General features: G+C 58.0%; 14 protein-coding genes and 1 tRNA gene. 11 read left to right on the top strand and 4 right to left on the bottom strand.

What is annotated here, in order from left to right; translation table 11 throughout:
- The first annotated feature begins 127 nt into the window (after positions 1–127).
- From mutY to IB144_RS03640, 4 genes are all read left to right on the top strand, one after another.
- On the top strand, positions 128–1,186 hold the full coding sequence (gene mutY, locus IB144_RS03655; RefSeq protein WP_004144785.1) for an A/G-specific adenine glycosylase: 1,059 nt from the start codon (positions 128–130) through the stop codon (positions 1,184–1,186).
- 28 nt (positions 1,187–1,214) lie between these two features.
- Positions 1,215–1,490, top strand: coding sequence for an oxidative damage protection protein (locus IB144_RS03650; protein ID WP_004105744.1), 276 nt, complete (start codon positions 1,215–1,217; stop codon positions 1,488–1,490).
- A gap of 49 nt (positions 1,491–1,539) precedes the next feature.
- Positions 1,540–2,622 (top strand): membrane-bound lytic murein transglycosylase MltC, encoded by a 1,083-nt coding sequence (gene mltC / locus IB144_RS03645; protein ID WP_002916629.1) that lies wholly within the window; start codon positions 1,540–1,542, stop codon positions 2,620–2,622.
- Positions 2,623–2,813: 191 nt separating this feature from the next.
- On the top strand, positions 2,814–4,067 hold the full coding sequence (locus tag IB144_RS03640; protein ID WP_004144787.1) for a nucleoside permease: 1,254 nt from the start codon (positions 2,814–2,816) through the stop codon (positions 4,065–4,067).
- 43 nt (positions 4,068–4,110) lie between these two features.
- Here IB144_RS03640 and IB144_RS03635 read toward each other — a convergent pair whose 3' ends face one another.
- On the bottom strand, positions 4,111–6,249 hold the full coding sequence (locus tag IB144_RS03635; RefSeq protein ID WP_023284291.1) for an ornithine decarboxylase: 2,139 nt from the start codon (positions 6,247–6,249) through the stop codon (positions 4,111–4,113).
- A 419-nt stretch (positions 6,250–6,668) separates the two neighbouring features.
- Here IB144_RS03635 and IB144_RS03630 point away from each other — a divergent pair, with 419 nt between their 5' ends.
- From IB144_RS03630 to IB144_RS03615, 4 genes are all read left to right on the top strand, one after another.
- The gene (locus tag IB144_RS03630) at positions 6,669–7,382 is read left to right on the top strand and encodes a DUF554 domain-containing protein (protein ID WP_002916694.1); all 714 of its coding nucleotides are present in this window, start codon (positions 6,669–6,671) and stop codon (positions 7,380–7,382) included.
- Between the two features lie 105 nt (positions 7,383–7,487).
- A tRNA-Phe gene (locus IB144_RS03625) sits at positions 7,488–7,563 on the top strand.
- Between the two features lie 394 nt (positions 7,564–7,957).
- Positions 7,958–9,334, top strand: coding sequence for a pyridoxal-phosphate dependent enzyme (locus IB144_RS03620; RefSeq protein ID WP_004174417.1), 1,377 nt, complete (start codon positions 7,958–7,960; stop codon positions 9,332–9,334).
- Positions 9,335–9,344: 10 nt separating this feature from the next.
- Positions 9,345–10,493 carry a PLP-dependent aspartate aminotransferase family protein gene (locus IB144_RS03615; RefSeq protein ID WP_020316731.1) on the top strand — a complete coding sequence of 383 codons (1,149 nt, stop codon included), beginning with the start codon at positions 9,345–9,347 and terminating at the stop codon, positions 10,491–10,493.
- On the opposite strand, the gene IB144_RS03610 is transcribed toward IB144_RS03615, so the two are convergent.
- Complete coding sequence (locus IB144_RS03610) at positions 10,494–11,405, bottom strand: LysR family transcriptional regulator (protein WP_004181308.1); 912 nt, start codon at positions 11,403–11,405, stop codon at positions 10,494–10,496.
- 97 nt (positions 11,406–11,502) lie between these two features.
- Between IB144_RS03610 and IB144_RS03605 the strand changes: the two genes are divergently transcribed.
- From IB144_RS03605 to IB144_RS03595, 3 genes are all read left to right on the top strand, one after another.
- The gene (locus tag IB144_RS03605; protein WP_004174410.1) at positions 11,503–12,105 is read left to right on the top strand and encodes a short chain dehydrogenase; all 603 of its coding nucleotides are present in this window, start codon (positions 11,503–11,505) and stop codon (positions 12,103–12,105) included.
- A gap of 86 nt (positions 12,106–12,191) precedes the next feature.
- Entirely contained in the window at positions 12,192–12,536 is a 345-nt protein-coding gene (locus IB144_RS03600; RefSeq protein ID WP_046654815.1) for a hypothetical protein, read from the top strand.
- Positions 12,537–12,735: 199 nt separating this feature from the next.
- Positions 12,736–12,924 (top strand): hypothetical protein, encoded by a 189-nt coding sequence (locus IB144_RS03595; protein WP_002916738.1) that lies wholly within the window; start codon positions 12,736–12,738, stop codon positions 12,922–12,924.
- 176 nt (positions 12,925–13,100) lie between these two features.
- Here the strand turns inward: IB144_RS03595 and IB144_RS03590 are convergent, their stop codons facing one another.
- Positions 13,101–14,282, bottom strand: coding sequence for a PLP-dependent aminotransferase family protein (locus IB144_RS03590; RefSeq protein WP_004149825.1), 1,182 nt, complete (start codon positions 14,280–14,282; stop codon positions 13,101–13,103).
- A 145-nt stretch (positions 14,283–14,427) separates the two neighbouring features.
- Complete coding sequence (gene gss / locus IB144_RS03585) at positions 14,428–16,293, bottom strand: bifunctional glutathionylspermidine amidase/synthase (RefSeq protein ID WP_002916740.1); 1,866 nt, start codon at positions 16,291–16,293, stop codon at positions 14,428–14,430.
- Positions 16,294–16,362 lie beyond the last annotated feature (69 nt).

Genomic DNA, 16,362 nt, shown 5'->3' with positions numbered 1-16,362 from the left:
GTCTGCTTGTGAATGTGTTCGGAAAACGGGCATTATCCAAAGTTACCCGGCGGATGCAAGGGTTTACAGCCACTCGCCCTTATGCTGCAATCTGCCCCCCTGTAATCGCGATCCCGGAGCCGTAGCTTTGACTTTTCTCGCCACGCAATTTTCAGCCCAGGTTCTGGACTGGTACGACAAATACGGGCGTAAAACCCTGCCCTGGCAAATCGCCAAGACGCCCTACAAAGTATGGCTCTCCGAAGTGATGTTGCAACAAACCCAGGTGACCACGGTAATCCCCTATTTTGAACGCTTTATGGCGCGTTTCCCCACGGTGGTGGATCTCGCCAACGCGCCGCTGGATGAAGTGCTGCATCTGTGGACCGGTCTGGGCTACTACGCGCGGGCGCGCAACTTACATAAAGCCGCACAGCAAGTCGCCACACTGCACGGCGGGGAATTCCCCCGGACCTTTGACGAAGTGGCGGCGCTGCCCGGCGTCGGGCGCTCAACGGCGGGGGCGATTTTATCCCTTTCGCTCGGTCAGCATTATCCGATTCTCGACGGCAACGTGAAGCGCGTGCTCGCCCGCTGCTATGCTGTCAGCGGCTGGCCGGGGAAAAAAGAGGTGGAAAAACGGCTGTGGGACATCAGCGAAGAGGTCACCCCGGCAGAGGGCGTCGAGCGCTTCAACCAGGCGATGATGGATCTCGGTGCAATGGTTTGCACCCGCTCGAAGCCGAAGTGCGAGCTGTGTCCGCTGAGCAACGGCTGCGTGGCCTACGCGAACCATTCATGGGCGGAATACCCGGGCAAAAAACCGAAGCAGACCCTCCCGGAACGCACCGGCTACTTCCTGCTGATGCAGCACGGCGACGAGGTGTTTCTTTCCCAGCGTCCGCCGGTGGGTCTGTGGGGCGGGTTGTTCTGTTTTCCGCAGTTTGCAGACGAAGCGGAGCTACGCGAGTGGCTGGCGCAGCGCCAGATTAAGGCCGATAATCTGACGCAATTAACCGCTTTTCGCCACACTTTCAGTCATTTCCACCTGGATATTATTCCGATGTGGCTTACAGTGCACTCATCTGGCGCATGCATGGATGAAGGCAACGCACTCTGGTATAACTTAGCGCAGCCGCCGTCGGTCGGTCTGGCGGCCCCCGTGGAGCGCTTGTTGCAACAGCTAAAAGCCGGAGCGCCGGTATAAATTTTTCGGCTATCAAAGAGGATTAATTATGAGCAGAACCATTTTTTGTACCTTCCTGCAGCGTGAAGCGGACGGCCAGGATTTCCAGCTGTATCCGGGCGAGCTCGGAAAGCGTATTTACAACGAAATCTCCAAAGAAGCCTGGGCGCAGTGGCAGCACAAGCAGACCATGCTGATCAACGAGAAAAAGCTCAGCATGATGAACCCGGAGCACCGCAAACTGCTTGAGCAGGAGATGGTGCAGTTCCTGTTTGAAGGGAAAGACGTGCACATCGAAGGCTACACGCCGCCGGAAAAACAGTAAGGGCCCTGCGGCCTTTAAAAAAACAAACACAACACGCACGCCCGGAATGATGAAAAAATACTTAGCGCTCGCGCTGATTGCGCCGTTGCTCGTTTCGTGTTCCAGCTCCAATAAAAAAGGCGCCGAATACAACGAGGCCTGGGTCAAGGACACGAACGGATTCGATATTTTGATGGGCCAGTTCGCCCACAACATCGAGAACATTTGGGGGTACAACGAAGTCCTGCTCGCCGGGCCAAAGGACTACGTCAAGTACACCGACCAGTATCAAACCCGCAGCCACATCAACTTCGATGAAGGGACGATCACCGTCGAGACCATTGCCGGCACCGACCCTCGCGGACGTCTGCGCCAGGCGATCGTCAAAACCCTGTTGATGGGCGATGACCCCAACTCCATTGACCTCTATTCCGATGTCGATGACATCCAGATCTCCAAAGAGCCGTTCCTCTATGGCCAGGTGGTGGATAACACCGGGGCGTCGATTCGCTGGGAGTGGCGCGCCGCGCGCTTTGCCGACTATCTGCTGCAAACCCGTCTGAAGAGCCGCAACAACGGCCTGCGCGTGGTCTACAGCATCACCATTAACCTGGTGCCGAACCACCTCGACAAACGTGCGCATAAATACCTCGGCATGGTGCGTCAGGCCTCGCGTAAGTATGGGGTTGATGAGTCGCTGATCCTCGCGATTATGCAGACCGAATCCTCCTTTAACCCCTATGCGGTCAGCCATGCCGACGCCATGGGGCTGATGCAGGTGGTCCAGCACAGCGCCGGCAGAGACGTCTTCCGCTCCCAGGGTAAATCCGGCCTGCCAAGCCGCAGCTATCTGTTTGACCCGGCGAATAACATCGACACCGGTACCGCCTACCTGGCGATGCTGAACAATGTTTACCTCGCCGGCATCGATAACCCCACCTCGCGTCGCTACGCGGTGATCACTGCCTATAACGGCGGCGCCGGCAGCGTACTGCGGGTCTTCTCCAGCGATAAAGTGCAGGCGGCCAATATTATCAACAGCATGGCGCCAGGGGACGTCTACCAGACGCTGACCACCCGCCATCCGTCGGCGGAATCGCGCCGCTATCTGTACAAAGTTAATACGGCGCAGAAAAGCTACCGCCGTAAATAGCCCTCCTCCCGACTCCGGCCTCAGCCCCGCGCTGAGGCCGCGCTTATTCTCCGCCATACTCTGTAATATCTTTCGGTTTTCTGCGGCAGTTAACAGAAGCATTAAGCTGGCGAATGATAGAATCGCATCAAAATAACGGGATTAATGTTATTTTAAAAACATAACAAGCCCACATTCGTGAGGATAACTACATGAATCTTAAGCTGCAGCTCAAAATACTGTCGTTCCTGCAGTTCTGCCTTTGGGGGAGCTGGCTCACCACGCTTGGCTCGTACATGTTTGTCACGCTGAAGTTTGACGGCGCGGCAATCGGCGCAGTGTATAGCTCGCTCGGTATCGCCGCGGTGTTGATGCCGACGCTGCTCGGCATCGTCGCCGATAAGTGGATCAGCGCCAAATGGGTATACGCCATCTGCCACCTGGTCGGCGCGTTAACGCTGTACCTCGCGGCGCAGGTCACCACGCCGGGCGAGATGTTCCTCGTGATCCTGCTTAACTCGCTGGCCTATATGCCGACGCTTGGCTTGATCAATACCATCTCCTACTACCGCCTGCAGTCGGCGGGGCTGGATATTGTCACCGATTTCCCGCCAATTCGTATCTGGGGCACCATCGGCTTTATCCTCGCCATGTGGGGCGTGAGCTTCTCCGGCTTTGAACTGAGCCATATGCAGCTGTACATTGGCGCGACGCTGTCGGTCCTGCTGACTCTGTTCACCCTGACGCTGCCGCATATTCCGGTCGCCAACGCCCAGCGCAATCAAAGCTGGACGGAGATGCTCGGCCTGAACGCTTTTGCGCTGTTTAAAAACAAGCGTATGGCTATCTTCTTTATCTTCTCGATGATGCTCGGCGCCGAGCTGCAAATCACTAACATGTTCGGTAACACCTTCCTGCACAGCTTCGATAAAGATCCGCTGTTTGCCGGCAGCTTTATCGTCGAGCACGCGTCAGTGCTGATGTCGATTTCGCAGATTTCCGAAACGCTGTTTATCCTGACCATCCCATTCTTCCTTAGCCGCTACGGCATTAAGAACGTGATGCTTATCAGTATTGTGGCGTGGATGCTGCGCTTCGGCCTGTTCGCCTTTGGCGACCCGACGCCGTTCGGCACTGTACTACTGGTGCTGTCGATGATCGTCTACGGCTGCGCCTTCGACTTCTTTAACATCTCCGGTTCGGTGTTCGTTGAGAAAGAGGTGCGCCCGGAAATCCGCGCCAGCGCTCAGGGGATGTTCCTGATGATGACCAACGGCTTCGGCTGTATTCTCGGCGGGATGGTGAGCGGCAAAGTCGTCGAACACTTTACCGTCGAGGGGATCACTGACTGGCAGAGCGTGTGGCTGATTTTCGCCGGCTATTCGCTGGTGCTGGCCTTTGCCTTCGTGGCGCTGTTCAAATACAAACACGTCAGACAACCGACCGCCGCCCAGCAGAGCGTGTGATCGGCAAAAGTAAAACGCCCCGCCTGTTCGGCGGGGCGTTTTTTTATCCCTTCAGCACGTAGCCATACAGCCGCTTAATGCCGTCCGGATCCGTCTCGCTGTAAACCCCCTGCAGCTCCGGCGAGAAGCCAGGCAGCATATTGACCCCCTCCTCCAGCGCGAGGAAATAGCGCAAAACGGCGCCGCCCCAGACCTCGCCGGGCACCACGCACAGCACGCCCGGCGGATACGGCAGCGCTCCCTCCGCCGCGACGCGGCCTTCCGCCTCGCTCAGACGCACCAGCTCAACGTTGCCGCGAATAAACTCGTGGTTGGCATCCTGGGGATTCATCACCACCCTTGGGAAGCTCCGTTTACGGAACATCTCTTTTTGCAGGCTCTTCACGTCAAAGCTAACGTACAGATCGTGCATCTCCTGGCACAGCTCGCGCAGGGTATAGTCGCGATAACGCACCGGATATTTGTTATAGATGGTCGGCAACACATCGGCCAGCGGCGTATCCGCTTCAATATGCTGTTCAAACTGCCCCAGCATCGCCACCAGCTGCGCCATTTTTTCGGCGCTCTCCGCCGGCGTCAGCAGGAACAGAATCGAGTTGAGATCGCACTTCTCCGGCACGATGCCGTTTTCACGCAGATAATGCGCCAGAATGGTTGCCGGGATGCCAAACTCACTGTACTCCCCGCTCTCCGCGTCAATGCCCGGGGTGGTCAGCAACAGCTTGCACGGGTCGACAAAATACTGGTCGTCCGCGTAGCCTTCAAAACCATGCCAGCGCGCGTCGGGTTCGAAGCTGAAGAAGCGGCGCTCCCGGGCGATCGCCTCGGTCGGGTGATCCTGCCACGGGCGCCCCGCCACCATCGGCGGAATAAAGGGCTGGATCATCTTGCAGTTGGCGATGATCGCTTTGCGCGCCTCGATGCCCAGCGCCACGCACTCGGCCCACAGGCGGCGGCCGCTCTCGCCTTCGTGGATTTTAGCGTTGACGTCCAGCGCGGCGAACAGCGGATAGAACGGGCTGGTGGAGGCATGCAGCATAAAGGCGTTATTCAGCCGCTTGTGCGGACAGAAGCGCGCCTGGCCGCGCAGATGGTTATCTTTTTTATGGATCTGCGACGTCTGTGAGAAGCCGGCCTGCTGCTTGTGCACGGACTGGGTGACAAAAATACCCGGATCGTCGGGGGTCAGCTCCAGCAGCAGCGGCGAGCAGTCGGCCATCATTGGGATAAACTGCTCATAGCCCACCCACGCCGAGTCGAACAGGATGTAATCGCAGAGGTGGCCGATCTTATCCACCACCTGGCGGGCGTTATAGACCGTGCCGTCGTAGGTCCCGAGCTGGATCACCGCCAGACGAAACGGGCGGGAGGCATTGGCTTTCTCAGGCGCCGCTTCGCGGATGAGATCCCGCAGGTAATGCTCATCAAAGCAGCGCTCGTCAATGCCGCCGATAAAGCCGAACGGATTGCGCGCGGCTTCCAGGTAAACAGGCGTCGCCCCCGCCTGGATCAGCGCCCCGTGATGGTTTGACTTGTGGTTGTTACGATCGAACAGCACCAGATCGCCGCGGGTCAATAGCGCGTTGGTCACGACTTTGTTGGCCGCCGAGGTGCCGTTGAGGACGAAGTAGGTTTTATCCGCATTGAACACCTTCGCAGCGAACTTCTGTGCGTGCTTGGCTGACCCTTCGTGGATCAGCAGATCGCCTAATTTCACGTCGGCGTTGCACATGTCGGCGCGAAAGACATTTTCGCCAAAAAAGTCATAGAACTGACGGCCTGCAGGGTGCTTTTTGAAAAACGCCCCGTGCTGATGCCCCGGACAGGCAAAGGTGCTGTTATCCATCTCGACGTACTGGGTCAGGGTATTGAAAAACGGCGGCAGCAGACGCGCTTCATAATCACAGGCCGCCGCCTCCAGCTCCAGCCACTCCTGATCTTTACCGGCGATCACCGCCTGCACCCCCTCCGGCTTGTCGACCGCCGTCTCACTCAGCAGGTAGACCGGCAGGTTAAATCCGCTACGCCTGAGGAGAGTAAGGATGCCGCTGCGACTGTCGGCCGCGGAGATGACGACTGCCGCCACATCGGTAAAATCGGTACTGTCCAGCGCCACAACGCGACGGTGGGTGGACAAGCGGGTGACCAGCTCGCAGCTGGCGGCAATGTGCATGGATTTCATAAGCGCAAATGCCCGTATCGGGAGTGTAAAAATCTCAGACAAGGGAGACCTTGCCCAACGATGTGTCCGGGTCTGACGGATTCAGCTCCGACCGCCGGACATCAGTAAAAGCAGACGCGTCCGATCTTACTGTTGCCCTACAGTGAGCATACGTGTCCTTCACCGCATGGTGAACAGAGGGGTAAGCGTAGCAAGATGAGGCAGCCCGCGCATCTGGGCGCGGCGTCGCTGGCGAGATAATGGCTGTGTCGTCATCGGCGGCCTCATATCAGGGAGGAGAAAATTCGCGCAATCATGGCACCTTTCCCGAACAGGCGCAAGATGAAAACCGTATGCACTTATATCACGGATACACAAGCTTTCCCGGTAAGTTAACGCCATAATAATGCGGTTATCAGGGATTTTTAACAGGAGTCAGCGTGGTTACAGGACCTTTTATTAACGCCAGCGCGGTGCTGGTCGGCGGTGTGCTGGGCGCCTTACTCAGCCAACGGTTGCCGGAACGGATCCGCACCGCAATGACCTCTATTTTTGGCCTGGCGTCATTGGGCATCGGCATTTTACTGGTCATTAAGTGCGCCAATCTGCCGGTGATGGTGCTGTCGACCCTGGTAGGGACGCTGCTCGGCGAAATATGCAATATGGAAAAAGGCATCAATACGCTGGTCAGTAAACTCCAGCAGTTGATGTCAGCGAAAGGCAAGAAAAAGGCTTCGGCTCATGAGTCTTATATTCAGAGCTATGTGGCGATTATCGTCCTGTTCTGCGCCAGCGGCACCGGCGTCTTCGGCGCCATGCGCGAAGGGATGACCGGCGACGCCAGCATTCTGATTGCCAAAGCGTTTCTCGACTTTTTCACCGCCACCATCTTCGCCTGCACCCTGGGCATTGCCGTCGCCGCCATCAGCGTACCGATGCTGCTTATCCAGCTGACTCTTGCAGCCTGCGCGGCGATCATTATGCCGCTTACCACGCCGATGATGCTGGCGGATTTCAGCGCCGTCGGCGGCATGCTGCTGGTGGCCACCGGGCTGCGCATCTGCGGGATAAAAATGTTTGCCGTAGTGAATATGCTGCCTGCGCTGGTGCTGGCGATGCCGATTTCCGCGGCCTGGACGCTGTTTTTTGCCTGAAAACGCGTGCTTTTAGCGCAATGTGGTGATAGATTGTTCAGTCTGCTGCAAAACAGATAAATTTCGTTGACGAGGCGCGGCGATTACGGTTTAATGCGCCCCGTTGCCCGGATAGCTCAGTCGGTAGAGCAGGGGATTGAAAATCCCCGTGTCCTTGGTTCGATTCCGAGTCCGGGCACCACTATTTAAAGAACCCGCCCAAATGGCGGGTTTTTGCTTTTCTGTAGCCGGACTCTCCATCGAACTGCGTTAACCCGTGATTTCCCTGCTGCGTTTTTCTCCTGGCCAGCCCGCTGCTAGTTAACGACAAGCGCAGGCCTATTCTCCATAGAATCTTTTCGCAAATACATTTTCAGATATCAGATAACACACTGATCAAAATCGCCATTTTCCCGCTAAAAGCGGCTAAAACGCCCTTTTCTGGAAATCGATCCGCCCAGGTGGCTGCCCTGCTTTCCCTCCAGATGGCCAAATAGCATCTTATATTCCATTTTGCGCTAAATGACAGAGAAATATTCTTTAAATAACCGTTTTCACAGTTCTAGTATGCAAAAATATCTTAAACGAGTGGGTAAATGGTTATGTCACTGTTTCATTCCGTGAGCGACCTGATCGGTCATACTCCCCTGCTCCAGTTGCACAAACTGGATACCGGGCCCTGCAGTCTGTTTTTAAAACTGGAAAATCAGAACCCCGGCGGGTCAATTAAAGATCGGGTTGCGCTGTCGATGATTAATGAAGCCGAGCGCCAGGGAAAACTGGCGCCCGGGGGAACGATTATCGAAGCCACCGCCGGCAATACCGGCCTCGGTCTGGCGCTGATTGCGGCGCAGAAAAATTACCGCCTGATCCTGGTGGTGCCGGACAAAATGAGCCGCGAGAAAATCTTTCACCTTCGGGCGCTGGGCGCGACGGTGCTGCTCACCCGCTCCGACGTCAATAAAGGCCACCCGGCCTACTACCAGGATTATGCCCGCCGCCTTGCCGATGAAACGCCGGGCGCCTTTTATATCGACCAGTTTAATAACGACGCCAATCCGCTGGCCCATGCCACCTCCACTGCGCCGGAGCTTTATCAGCAGCTGGAGGGCGACATCGACGCCATCGTCGTCGGCGTCGGCTCCGGCGGCACGCTGGGTGGGCTTCAGGCCTGGTTTGCTGAGCACTCGCCGAAAACGGAATTTATTCTCGCCGATCCGGCGGGTTCGATCCTTGCCGATCAGGTCGATACCGGACGCTACGGCGAAACGGGATCCTGGCTGGTCGAAGGGATCGGCGAAGATTTTATCCCGCCGCTGGCCAGGCTGGAGGGGGTACATACCGCGTATCGCGTCAGCGACTGCGAAGCATTCCACACCGCGCGCCAGCTGCTGCAGGTCGAAGGAGTGCTGGCCGGCTCTTCCACCGGCACCCTGCTCAGCGCCGCGCTGCGCTACTGCCGGACGCAAAGCCGTCCGAAGCGGGTGGTGACCTTCGCCTGCGACAGCGGCAATAAATACCTGTCCAAAATGTTCAACGACGACTGGATGCGCCAGCAAGGACTGATCGCCCGCCCCGAACAGGGCGATCTCAGTGATTTTATCGCCCTGCGCCATGACGAAGGCGCTACCGTCACGGCCGCGCCGGACGACACCCTGGCCGCGGTCTTTACCCGCATGCGGCTGTATGACATCTCCCAACTGCCGGTACTGGAGGATGGCCGCGTGGTCGGCATCGTCGATGAGTGGGATTTGATCCGCCACGTACAGGGCGATCGCCAACGCTTCTCCCTGCCGGTCAGCGAAGCGATGAGCCGCCATGTTGAAACTCTCGATAAGCGTGCGCCAGAGAGTGAACTGCAGGCCATTCTCGATCGCGGTCTGGTGGCGGTGATCGCTGACAACACGCGTTTTCTTGGCCTGGTCACCCGCAGCGATGTATTGACCGCCTGGCGTAACCGAGTCGCACAATAAGGAATTTTTTATGTCATCTATCCACACCCTGAGTGTACATAGCGGAACCTTCACCGACAGCCATGGCGCAGTGATGCCGCCGATTTATGCCACCTCCACTTTTGCTCAGCCAGCGCCGGGGCAGCATACCGGTTATGAATATTCCCGCAGCGGGAATCCCACCCGTCACGCGCTGGAGACGGCGATCGCCGACCTGGAAAACGGCACGCGCGGCTACGCGTTCGCCTCCGGGCTGGCCGCCATCTCCACCGTGCTGGAGCTGCTGGATAAGGACAGTCATCTGGTGGCGGTCGATGATGTGTATGGCGGCACTTACCGCCTGCTGGAAAACGTTCGCCGCCGTAGCGCTGGTCTGCAGGTGAGCTGGGTGAAACCCGACGACCTGGCGGGAATTGAAGCGGCGATCCGCCCCGATACGCGCATGATCTGGGTGGAAACGCCCACCAACCCGCTGCTGAAGCTCGCGGATCTCAGCGCCATCGCCGCCATCGCGCGCCGCCATAACCTGATCAGCGTCGCCGATAACACCTTTGCTTCGCCGGCGATCCATCGCCCGCTGGAGCATGGGTTTGATATTGTGGTGCACTCCGCGACCAAGTACCTCAACGGCCATTCCGATGTCGTCGCCGGCCTGGCGGTGGTTGGCGATAACTCCGGGCTCGCGGAAAAGCTTGGCTATCTGCAGAATGCGGTAGGCGGCGTGCTTGACCCGTTCAGCAGCTTCCTGACGCTGCGCGGCATCCGTACCCTGGCGCTGCGGATGGAGCGCCACAGCGCGAACGCGCTGCAGCTCGCCGAATGGCTGGAACAGCAGCCGGAAGTGGAGCGAGTCTGGTTTCCCTGGCTGGCTTCGCACCCGCATCATCAGCTGGCGCGCCAGCAAATGGCCCTGCCCGGCGGCATGATTTCGGTGGTGGTGAAGGGCGATGAAGGTTACGCCGAGCGCATCATCAGCAAGCTGCGCTGGTTTACGCTTGCGGAGAGCCTGGGCGGCGTGGAGAGTCTGGTGAGCCAGCCCTTCAGCATGACCCATGCCTCGATCCCGCTGGAGAAACGCCTGGCGAACGGTATCACACCGCAGCTGATCCGCCTGTCGGTGGGGATCGAAGATCCCAACGATCTGATTGCCGACTGGCAGCAGGCGCTGCGGGCGGAGTGATTATTCCGACGCGCGGGTCGTTGTCAGCGCGTCGGCCATTCCCTGCTGAAGGTGGGCGATAAACTGCGTCAGCTTCGGCAGGGGCCGACGATCCTGGCGCCAGAGCAGATGCACAGGCCGCGGCTGCGGAGTCCACGCCTCCAGCACCCGAACCAGGCTGCCGCTGGCCAGCGCATCGGCCAGCAGTACCTCCGGCTGCATCAGCAGCCCGGCCCCGGCGATCGCCGCCTGGCGCAGCGCGTAGCCATCGTTGCAGCGCAAAACCGCATCGCGTTTCCAGCGCACTTCTCCCTCTACGCCCGGCAGCCGCCACTCGTTGCGGGCGGTCCAGACCGTATGGGACAGGCAGAGATGATCGGCGAGATCCTCTGGCGTCCCGGGGGTCCCGTAACGCGCCAGATAAGCCGGCGCGGCGCAGATCACCATCCGATACGGCGCCAGGTAGCGAGCCACCAGATCCTCCTGATGGATCTCGCCGATACGGATCGCCAGATCGAACCCCTCATCCACCAGATCGACCATCCGGTTAGTCAGATCCAGTTCCACCCGGACCGCAGGCCAGGCCTGCAGGAAGGTGGCGGTCAGGGGCGCGATCACGCTGGCGCCGAACGAGGTGGGAGCGCTCACCCGCAGGGTGCCGGCCGGCGCCAGCCGCAGCCGCTCGACCGCGCTTTCGGCGATGGAGACCTGCTCCATCACCCGTTTCGCTTCGTCAAAATAGACTCGCCCGGCGTCGGTGAGGCTCTGGCGTCGGGTGTTACGCTCCAGCAGACGCGTCGCCAGCTGGCTTTCCAACTGGGCGATATATTTCCCAACCATCACCGCCGACAGCCCCAGGCGCGACGCCGCCCCGGTAAAGCTGCCGCACTCCACCACGGCAATAAACGTCTCCATCCCTCGTAATTTGTCCATATTGCTAACCTCTGGTTAGTAATGTTCTAACTTTTAGCCAGTTTATCCGAGATTACTTTTATTAAAAAATAGCCTCTCACCTCATCAGGAGTCTGCCATGAAAATTATCGTTATCGGTGCCAGCGGCACCATCGGTCGCGCGGTCAGCGAAGAACTGAGTCAGAGACATGAGGTTATCCGCGTCGGCCGCACCCGGGGAGATTATCAGGTGGATATCACCTCGCAGGAGAGCGTCGAGGCGCTATTTGCCCAAACGGGTGAAGTAGATGCCATCGTCTCCACCACCGGCAATCTGCACTTTGGGCCGTTAAGCACCATGACCGACAGCCAGTTCAACCTCGGTCTGCAGGACAAGCTGCTGGGGCAAATTCGCCTGGCGCTGGTCGGCCAGCATTTTCTGCGCGACGGCGGGTCGATTACCCTGGTCAGCGGTATCGTCGCGCAGGAACCCATTGCTCAGGGGGTCAATGCCACGACGGTCAACGCCGGTCTGGAAGGCTTTGTCCGCGCCGCCGCCTGCGAGCTGCCGCGCGGGATCCGCATCAATCTCATCAGCCCCACCGTGCTCAGCGAGTCGCTGGCAGCCTACGGCGACTTTTTCCCGGGCTTCCCCAGCGTTCCCGCCGCCGCCGTGGCGCAGGCCTATCGCCGCAGCATTGAAGGCGTTCAGACCGGCCGCATCTACCCGGTCGGCTACTAGCCTGTGCCGGCCCGCCGGGGCCGGCGCTTACATCAGGCCGTCGTTGCAGGTACACTGACGGCTGATTGTCTCCGGCCGAAAAACTGATGTTGAAAAAATTATCCTTAATTATCCCGCTACTGGCGCTTATCGCGCTGCTGGTCTGGTGGTTCACCCCGCATTACACCGAGGAAGATGAAGCTTACTACCAGGCGGTATTTTGCATAATCGATCATGACGACAGCCGCCAGTTCCTCCACGATATGCAGAATATCGTCGAGGGGGGAAATTCTGACTACGCGCTGCATAAAACCCATTACCTTCCGGCGCTGGGGCAGCGGATGCTGGATACCTGGCGCCAGCTCAGCCCGCAGGAACAGCAGGCGCTGCGTCAGGACAAGCAGCGCTGCGGCGAGATATTGCGCGAAAAACAACAGGGGAAATCATCCTGACGAGTTGGCAAAATTGCAGCATATCGCCAGCGTCGAATAAGATTGTGCTGTTGATGACCGGATCGCTGTCACAAAATATCCGGTCGTCGTCGCGTCACAGTACGACGTTTTTTCTGCGGCGGAATACGATAAAAAGTAGTTGATCTGGTACGAACTAACTCTTATTTTGCTTCACAGTTTTCAAAATGAGATAAAACTGATGCCTGTCATTATTGCCAGTAGTGTTAAAGAAGCCAAAGCGTTAATTAACGGTGGAAAATACAGGGAAATTATTCTTAACTTCGATATTGATGCCGATGACTTTTTCTCTCTCGCCAGCCATTCCGCCGGAACTAAAATCTCCATCGCCGACCGCAACGATCGCTCTCCGGTAGAATCAGCAAAATAATTAACCCGCGAGGGACGTCTATGTGGTTGTTTATTGGAACCTTTGCGCTGGCTTTTCTCGCAGCGCTGATGCTGGTCTGGCTCGATGACCGGATCGCCGAAACGGATTGACCCTGCGCTGGACGTTAACGTCACGCAGAGCTGCGCGCCGCCGAAAAGCGGCGCACAGCAGAGACGTTACAGGGAGGCCGCCAGCCGCTCAACGGCCGTCAGCAATCCGGCTTCTGACACCGTGGAGTAAGAAAGACGCAGGGTACGGGTATCCGGCTTATCGTGATAAAACGCTTCACCCGGGACGTACACCACGCCGTTTTCCAGCGTTTTCTTCATCCATTCCATGGTATCGAACGGATAGCGGAAACGCGCCCACAGGAACATCCCCCCCTGCGGGCGGCTGAATTCCAGGTGCTCGCCAAGGCGGCTTTCCAGCGCATCGGCCAGCGCCACGCACTTCTTGCGGTAGTCTTCGCGAATCAACGCAATCTGGTTATCCAGCCGGTTCAGACTGAGGTATTCCGCAGTGATCACCTGCGACAGCATATTGGTATGCAGATCCGCCGCCTGCTTCACAATCACCGTCTGCTGCGCCAGCCAGTCCGGCATGACGATCCAGCCGATACGCATCCCTGGCGCGAGGATTTTCGAAAAAGTCGAGGTGTAAACCACCTGATCTTCACAGCCCAGCTCGACAGCATGCTGATAGAGCGGGCGTCTAACGGCGTCTGTAAAGCTAATTTCGCCGTAGGGATCGTCTTCCAGAATGACGAAATCATATTTTTTCGCCAGCTCAACCAACCGGCGACGACGCGCCTCGCTCAGCGTTTTGCCGCCGGGATTGCCGAACGTCGGCACCAGGTAAACAGCTTTGACGCGGGTGGTCTCCAGCAGGTCGGCCAGCTGCTCCACCAGCATCCCGTCATCGTCGGTGTCAACGCTGAGAATATTGGCCTGCGCCAGCTGAAATACCTGCAGCGCCGCCAGATAAGTGGGACGCTCAACGACGATAGTATCGCCCGGATCGAGCAGCGTACGGGCAACGATATCCAGCGATTGCTGGGAGCCGGAGGTGATATAGACCTGGGCGGCTGAACAGGCGACGCCACGGGAGTGGCAAATTTCACTCACCGCCTGGCGCAGCGGCGGGTAGCCTTCCGTCAGACCGTACTGGAATGCGTCATTAAAACGCTCGCTCATCACCTTCTGCACCGCCAGCTCCAGGCCTTCGGTATCAAACAGTTCCGGGGCCGGAATGCCGCCGCCAAGCGAAATCACGCCGGGCAGTTTACTGTGCTTGAGAAGTTCGCGGACGGCGGAGGGCTTGAGTTCACCCGCGCGGGCGGCGAGACGCCGATCGTGCATACTATTTTCCTTTTCTGTCTTGTTGTTGTGTTAATTATCTTGGCTTTGTTGCAGGTGCTCCCCGGCGGCGCTTACCATGCCGGGGCTATCCTTTTCAGTACGTTGTCACCCGGACAGGGGTATGCCGCTACCCGGGTTTCGTACGTCATGCTTTGTCTTTCAAAACGATTAACGGCTCGATATCGCTCTCTTTTTTCACCACCAGCGACGAATCGCCGCGCAGGCAGGTACCGCCGTAGTTACCGCCGACGGTAAATGTGCACACCTGAATGTACTTACCGTCCACTTTCGGCAGGCACCACAGCTGCTGGTAGATATTCTTGCGATCGACAAACTGGCCGCTGGTCTTATCCAGAAGTTCATCCTGAGGGCCGATCAGGTCGATATTGTTACCGCAGCGCCCGGAAATAGGCTTCACCGCATAGCCGGTTTTCGCCAGCTCGTCGTTAACCTCAAAATCGGTATCCAGCAGATAGCGATGATGCGGGAACAGCGACCACAGCACCGGCAGAATGGCTTTGTTGCCGGGGATCACCGTCCACAGGGGTTCGAATACCAATACTTCAGGACGCAGCAGGACGTCAATCAGCCGCACCTCATTCTGCGGATGTCCGGTACGAATCGGTACCGCCGCGTACTCCTCGGCGCTGACTTCGCGCACCTGCTCAATGGCGGTTTCCCATGCCCAGGTTTTCCAGACGCAGTTGACCAGCCGCCCGTCGGCGTCGATCAGCTGACCGGCAGCGTCCCAGCGCAGCTCATCAAGGCCAAAGAGAATTTTGCTCTCAAAACCGGCCTGGGTCAGCGAACGCTGAATAAACTGCGCGTGGTAGTTCTCTTCCAGATCCTTGTCCTGCATGATGTGGACGAAGGGCCGCGCCCGGCTGTGTTTCCACGCCCCCGCCAGCTCATCGAGCAGACCTTCCGCCGGATTGTGGCCGGTGCCGTAGTAGCCCTGCTTCAGCCACTGTTCGAGGATCAGCCCGCCTTCGGTATGGCAGGAAGCGGAATCGGCATTGTACTCGTACACCTTCAGCCCGCGCTCGTCCATGCAAAAATCCATGCGCCCGGTGATCATATGATGACGGCGGCGCTGCCACGAGAGGCGCAGACGAGGCCAGAGAATTTTCGGAATATCGAACAGCGCCAGCAGGTTGTCATCCTTCATCACCTTATCGGTGGCGTGCAGATACATCAGGTGCAGCTCGTTGGTGGCTTTGATCAGCTCCTGTTCGGCACTTTCGCTGATGGTGAAATACTGATAGGGATCCTGGTTGATGAAATGACCGTTGGCTGCCACGTAGGCTTTCTGCAGCGGGTCTTTCTCGTTCAGCCATTTACCGCGAAACTGGCCGTTGTTTGGCAGCCGCGCGCCTTTGATGGCCATCGCCTCGCCCGGCAGCACCGGCTGCGGCAGGCTGTGTTCGGTATCGGCGGTCTGGATCATCCAGCCTAAAATTTCGGTATCGGCAAAGGTATCTTTGATGGTGTACCGGCCGTCGTTGACCTCGAGGGTCAGCTCGCGGGTCCACTGCTGGCCCTGCGGCAGCGGCGAGTGAATCACGTTCTGCTCGGCGATACGCACCTTATTGCCGACAAGCTGGGTGATCACCGCCACATGGCCGGTGTGCTTAAACTCGCCCCCCTTCTGCCAGATCAGCAGCGAACCAGCGATAGGCGGACGGCGGGAGCCGTTGGCGAAGGCCTGCAGCGGCAGAATATTGTCATTGACTACTTCGCGCAGGAAACGCAGGGAGAAGATTTCATAAGCCATCCCCACATCGGTGAAGACAAAGCCATAGGTCAGGAACAGAAAGCGGCGCGCAAACTCCACGCACTGCCATTTATGCCCCATATACTCATTACCGATGTAGCTGCGAAACGTCGCGTCATCCGGGTAGTCCTGCGGATTTAAGCTACTGTAATTCGATGAATAAATCGCTACGCCACCGGGTGCATAGCCTAACAATGTCCCAAACGGGGCGTCACTGCTTGTCGATCCTTTGCTCATTTAGCCTGACCTCAAATTAATGCAGCCCGGGCAGTTGGCGAAACAAAACTCCCTCTTCTTATCCTGCCG

It is taken from the genome of Klebsiella sp. K4, assembly GCF_014596785.2.
GTDB classification, from domain to species: Bacteria; Pseudomonadota; Gammaproteobacteria; order Enterobacterales; family Enterobacteriaceae; genus Klebsiella; species Klebsiella pneumoniae.
The sequence above is the reverse complement of the archived record's forward strand: the minus strand, read 5'-3'. Positions and strand labels throughout refer to the sequence as shown.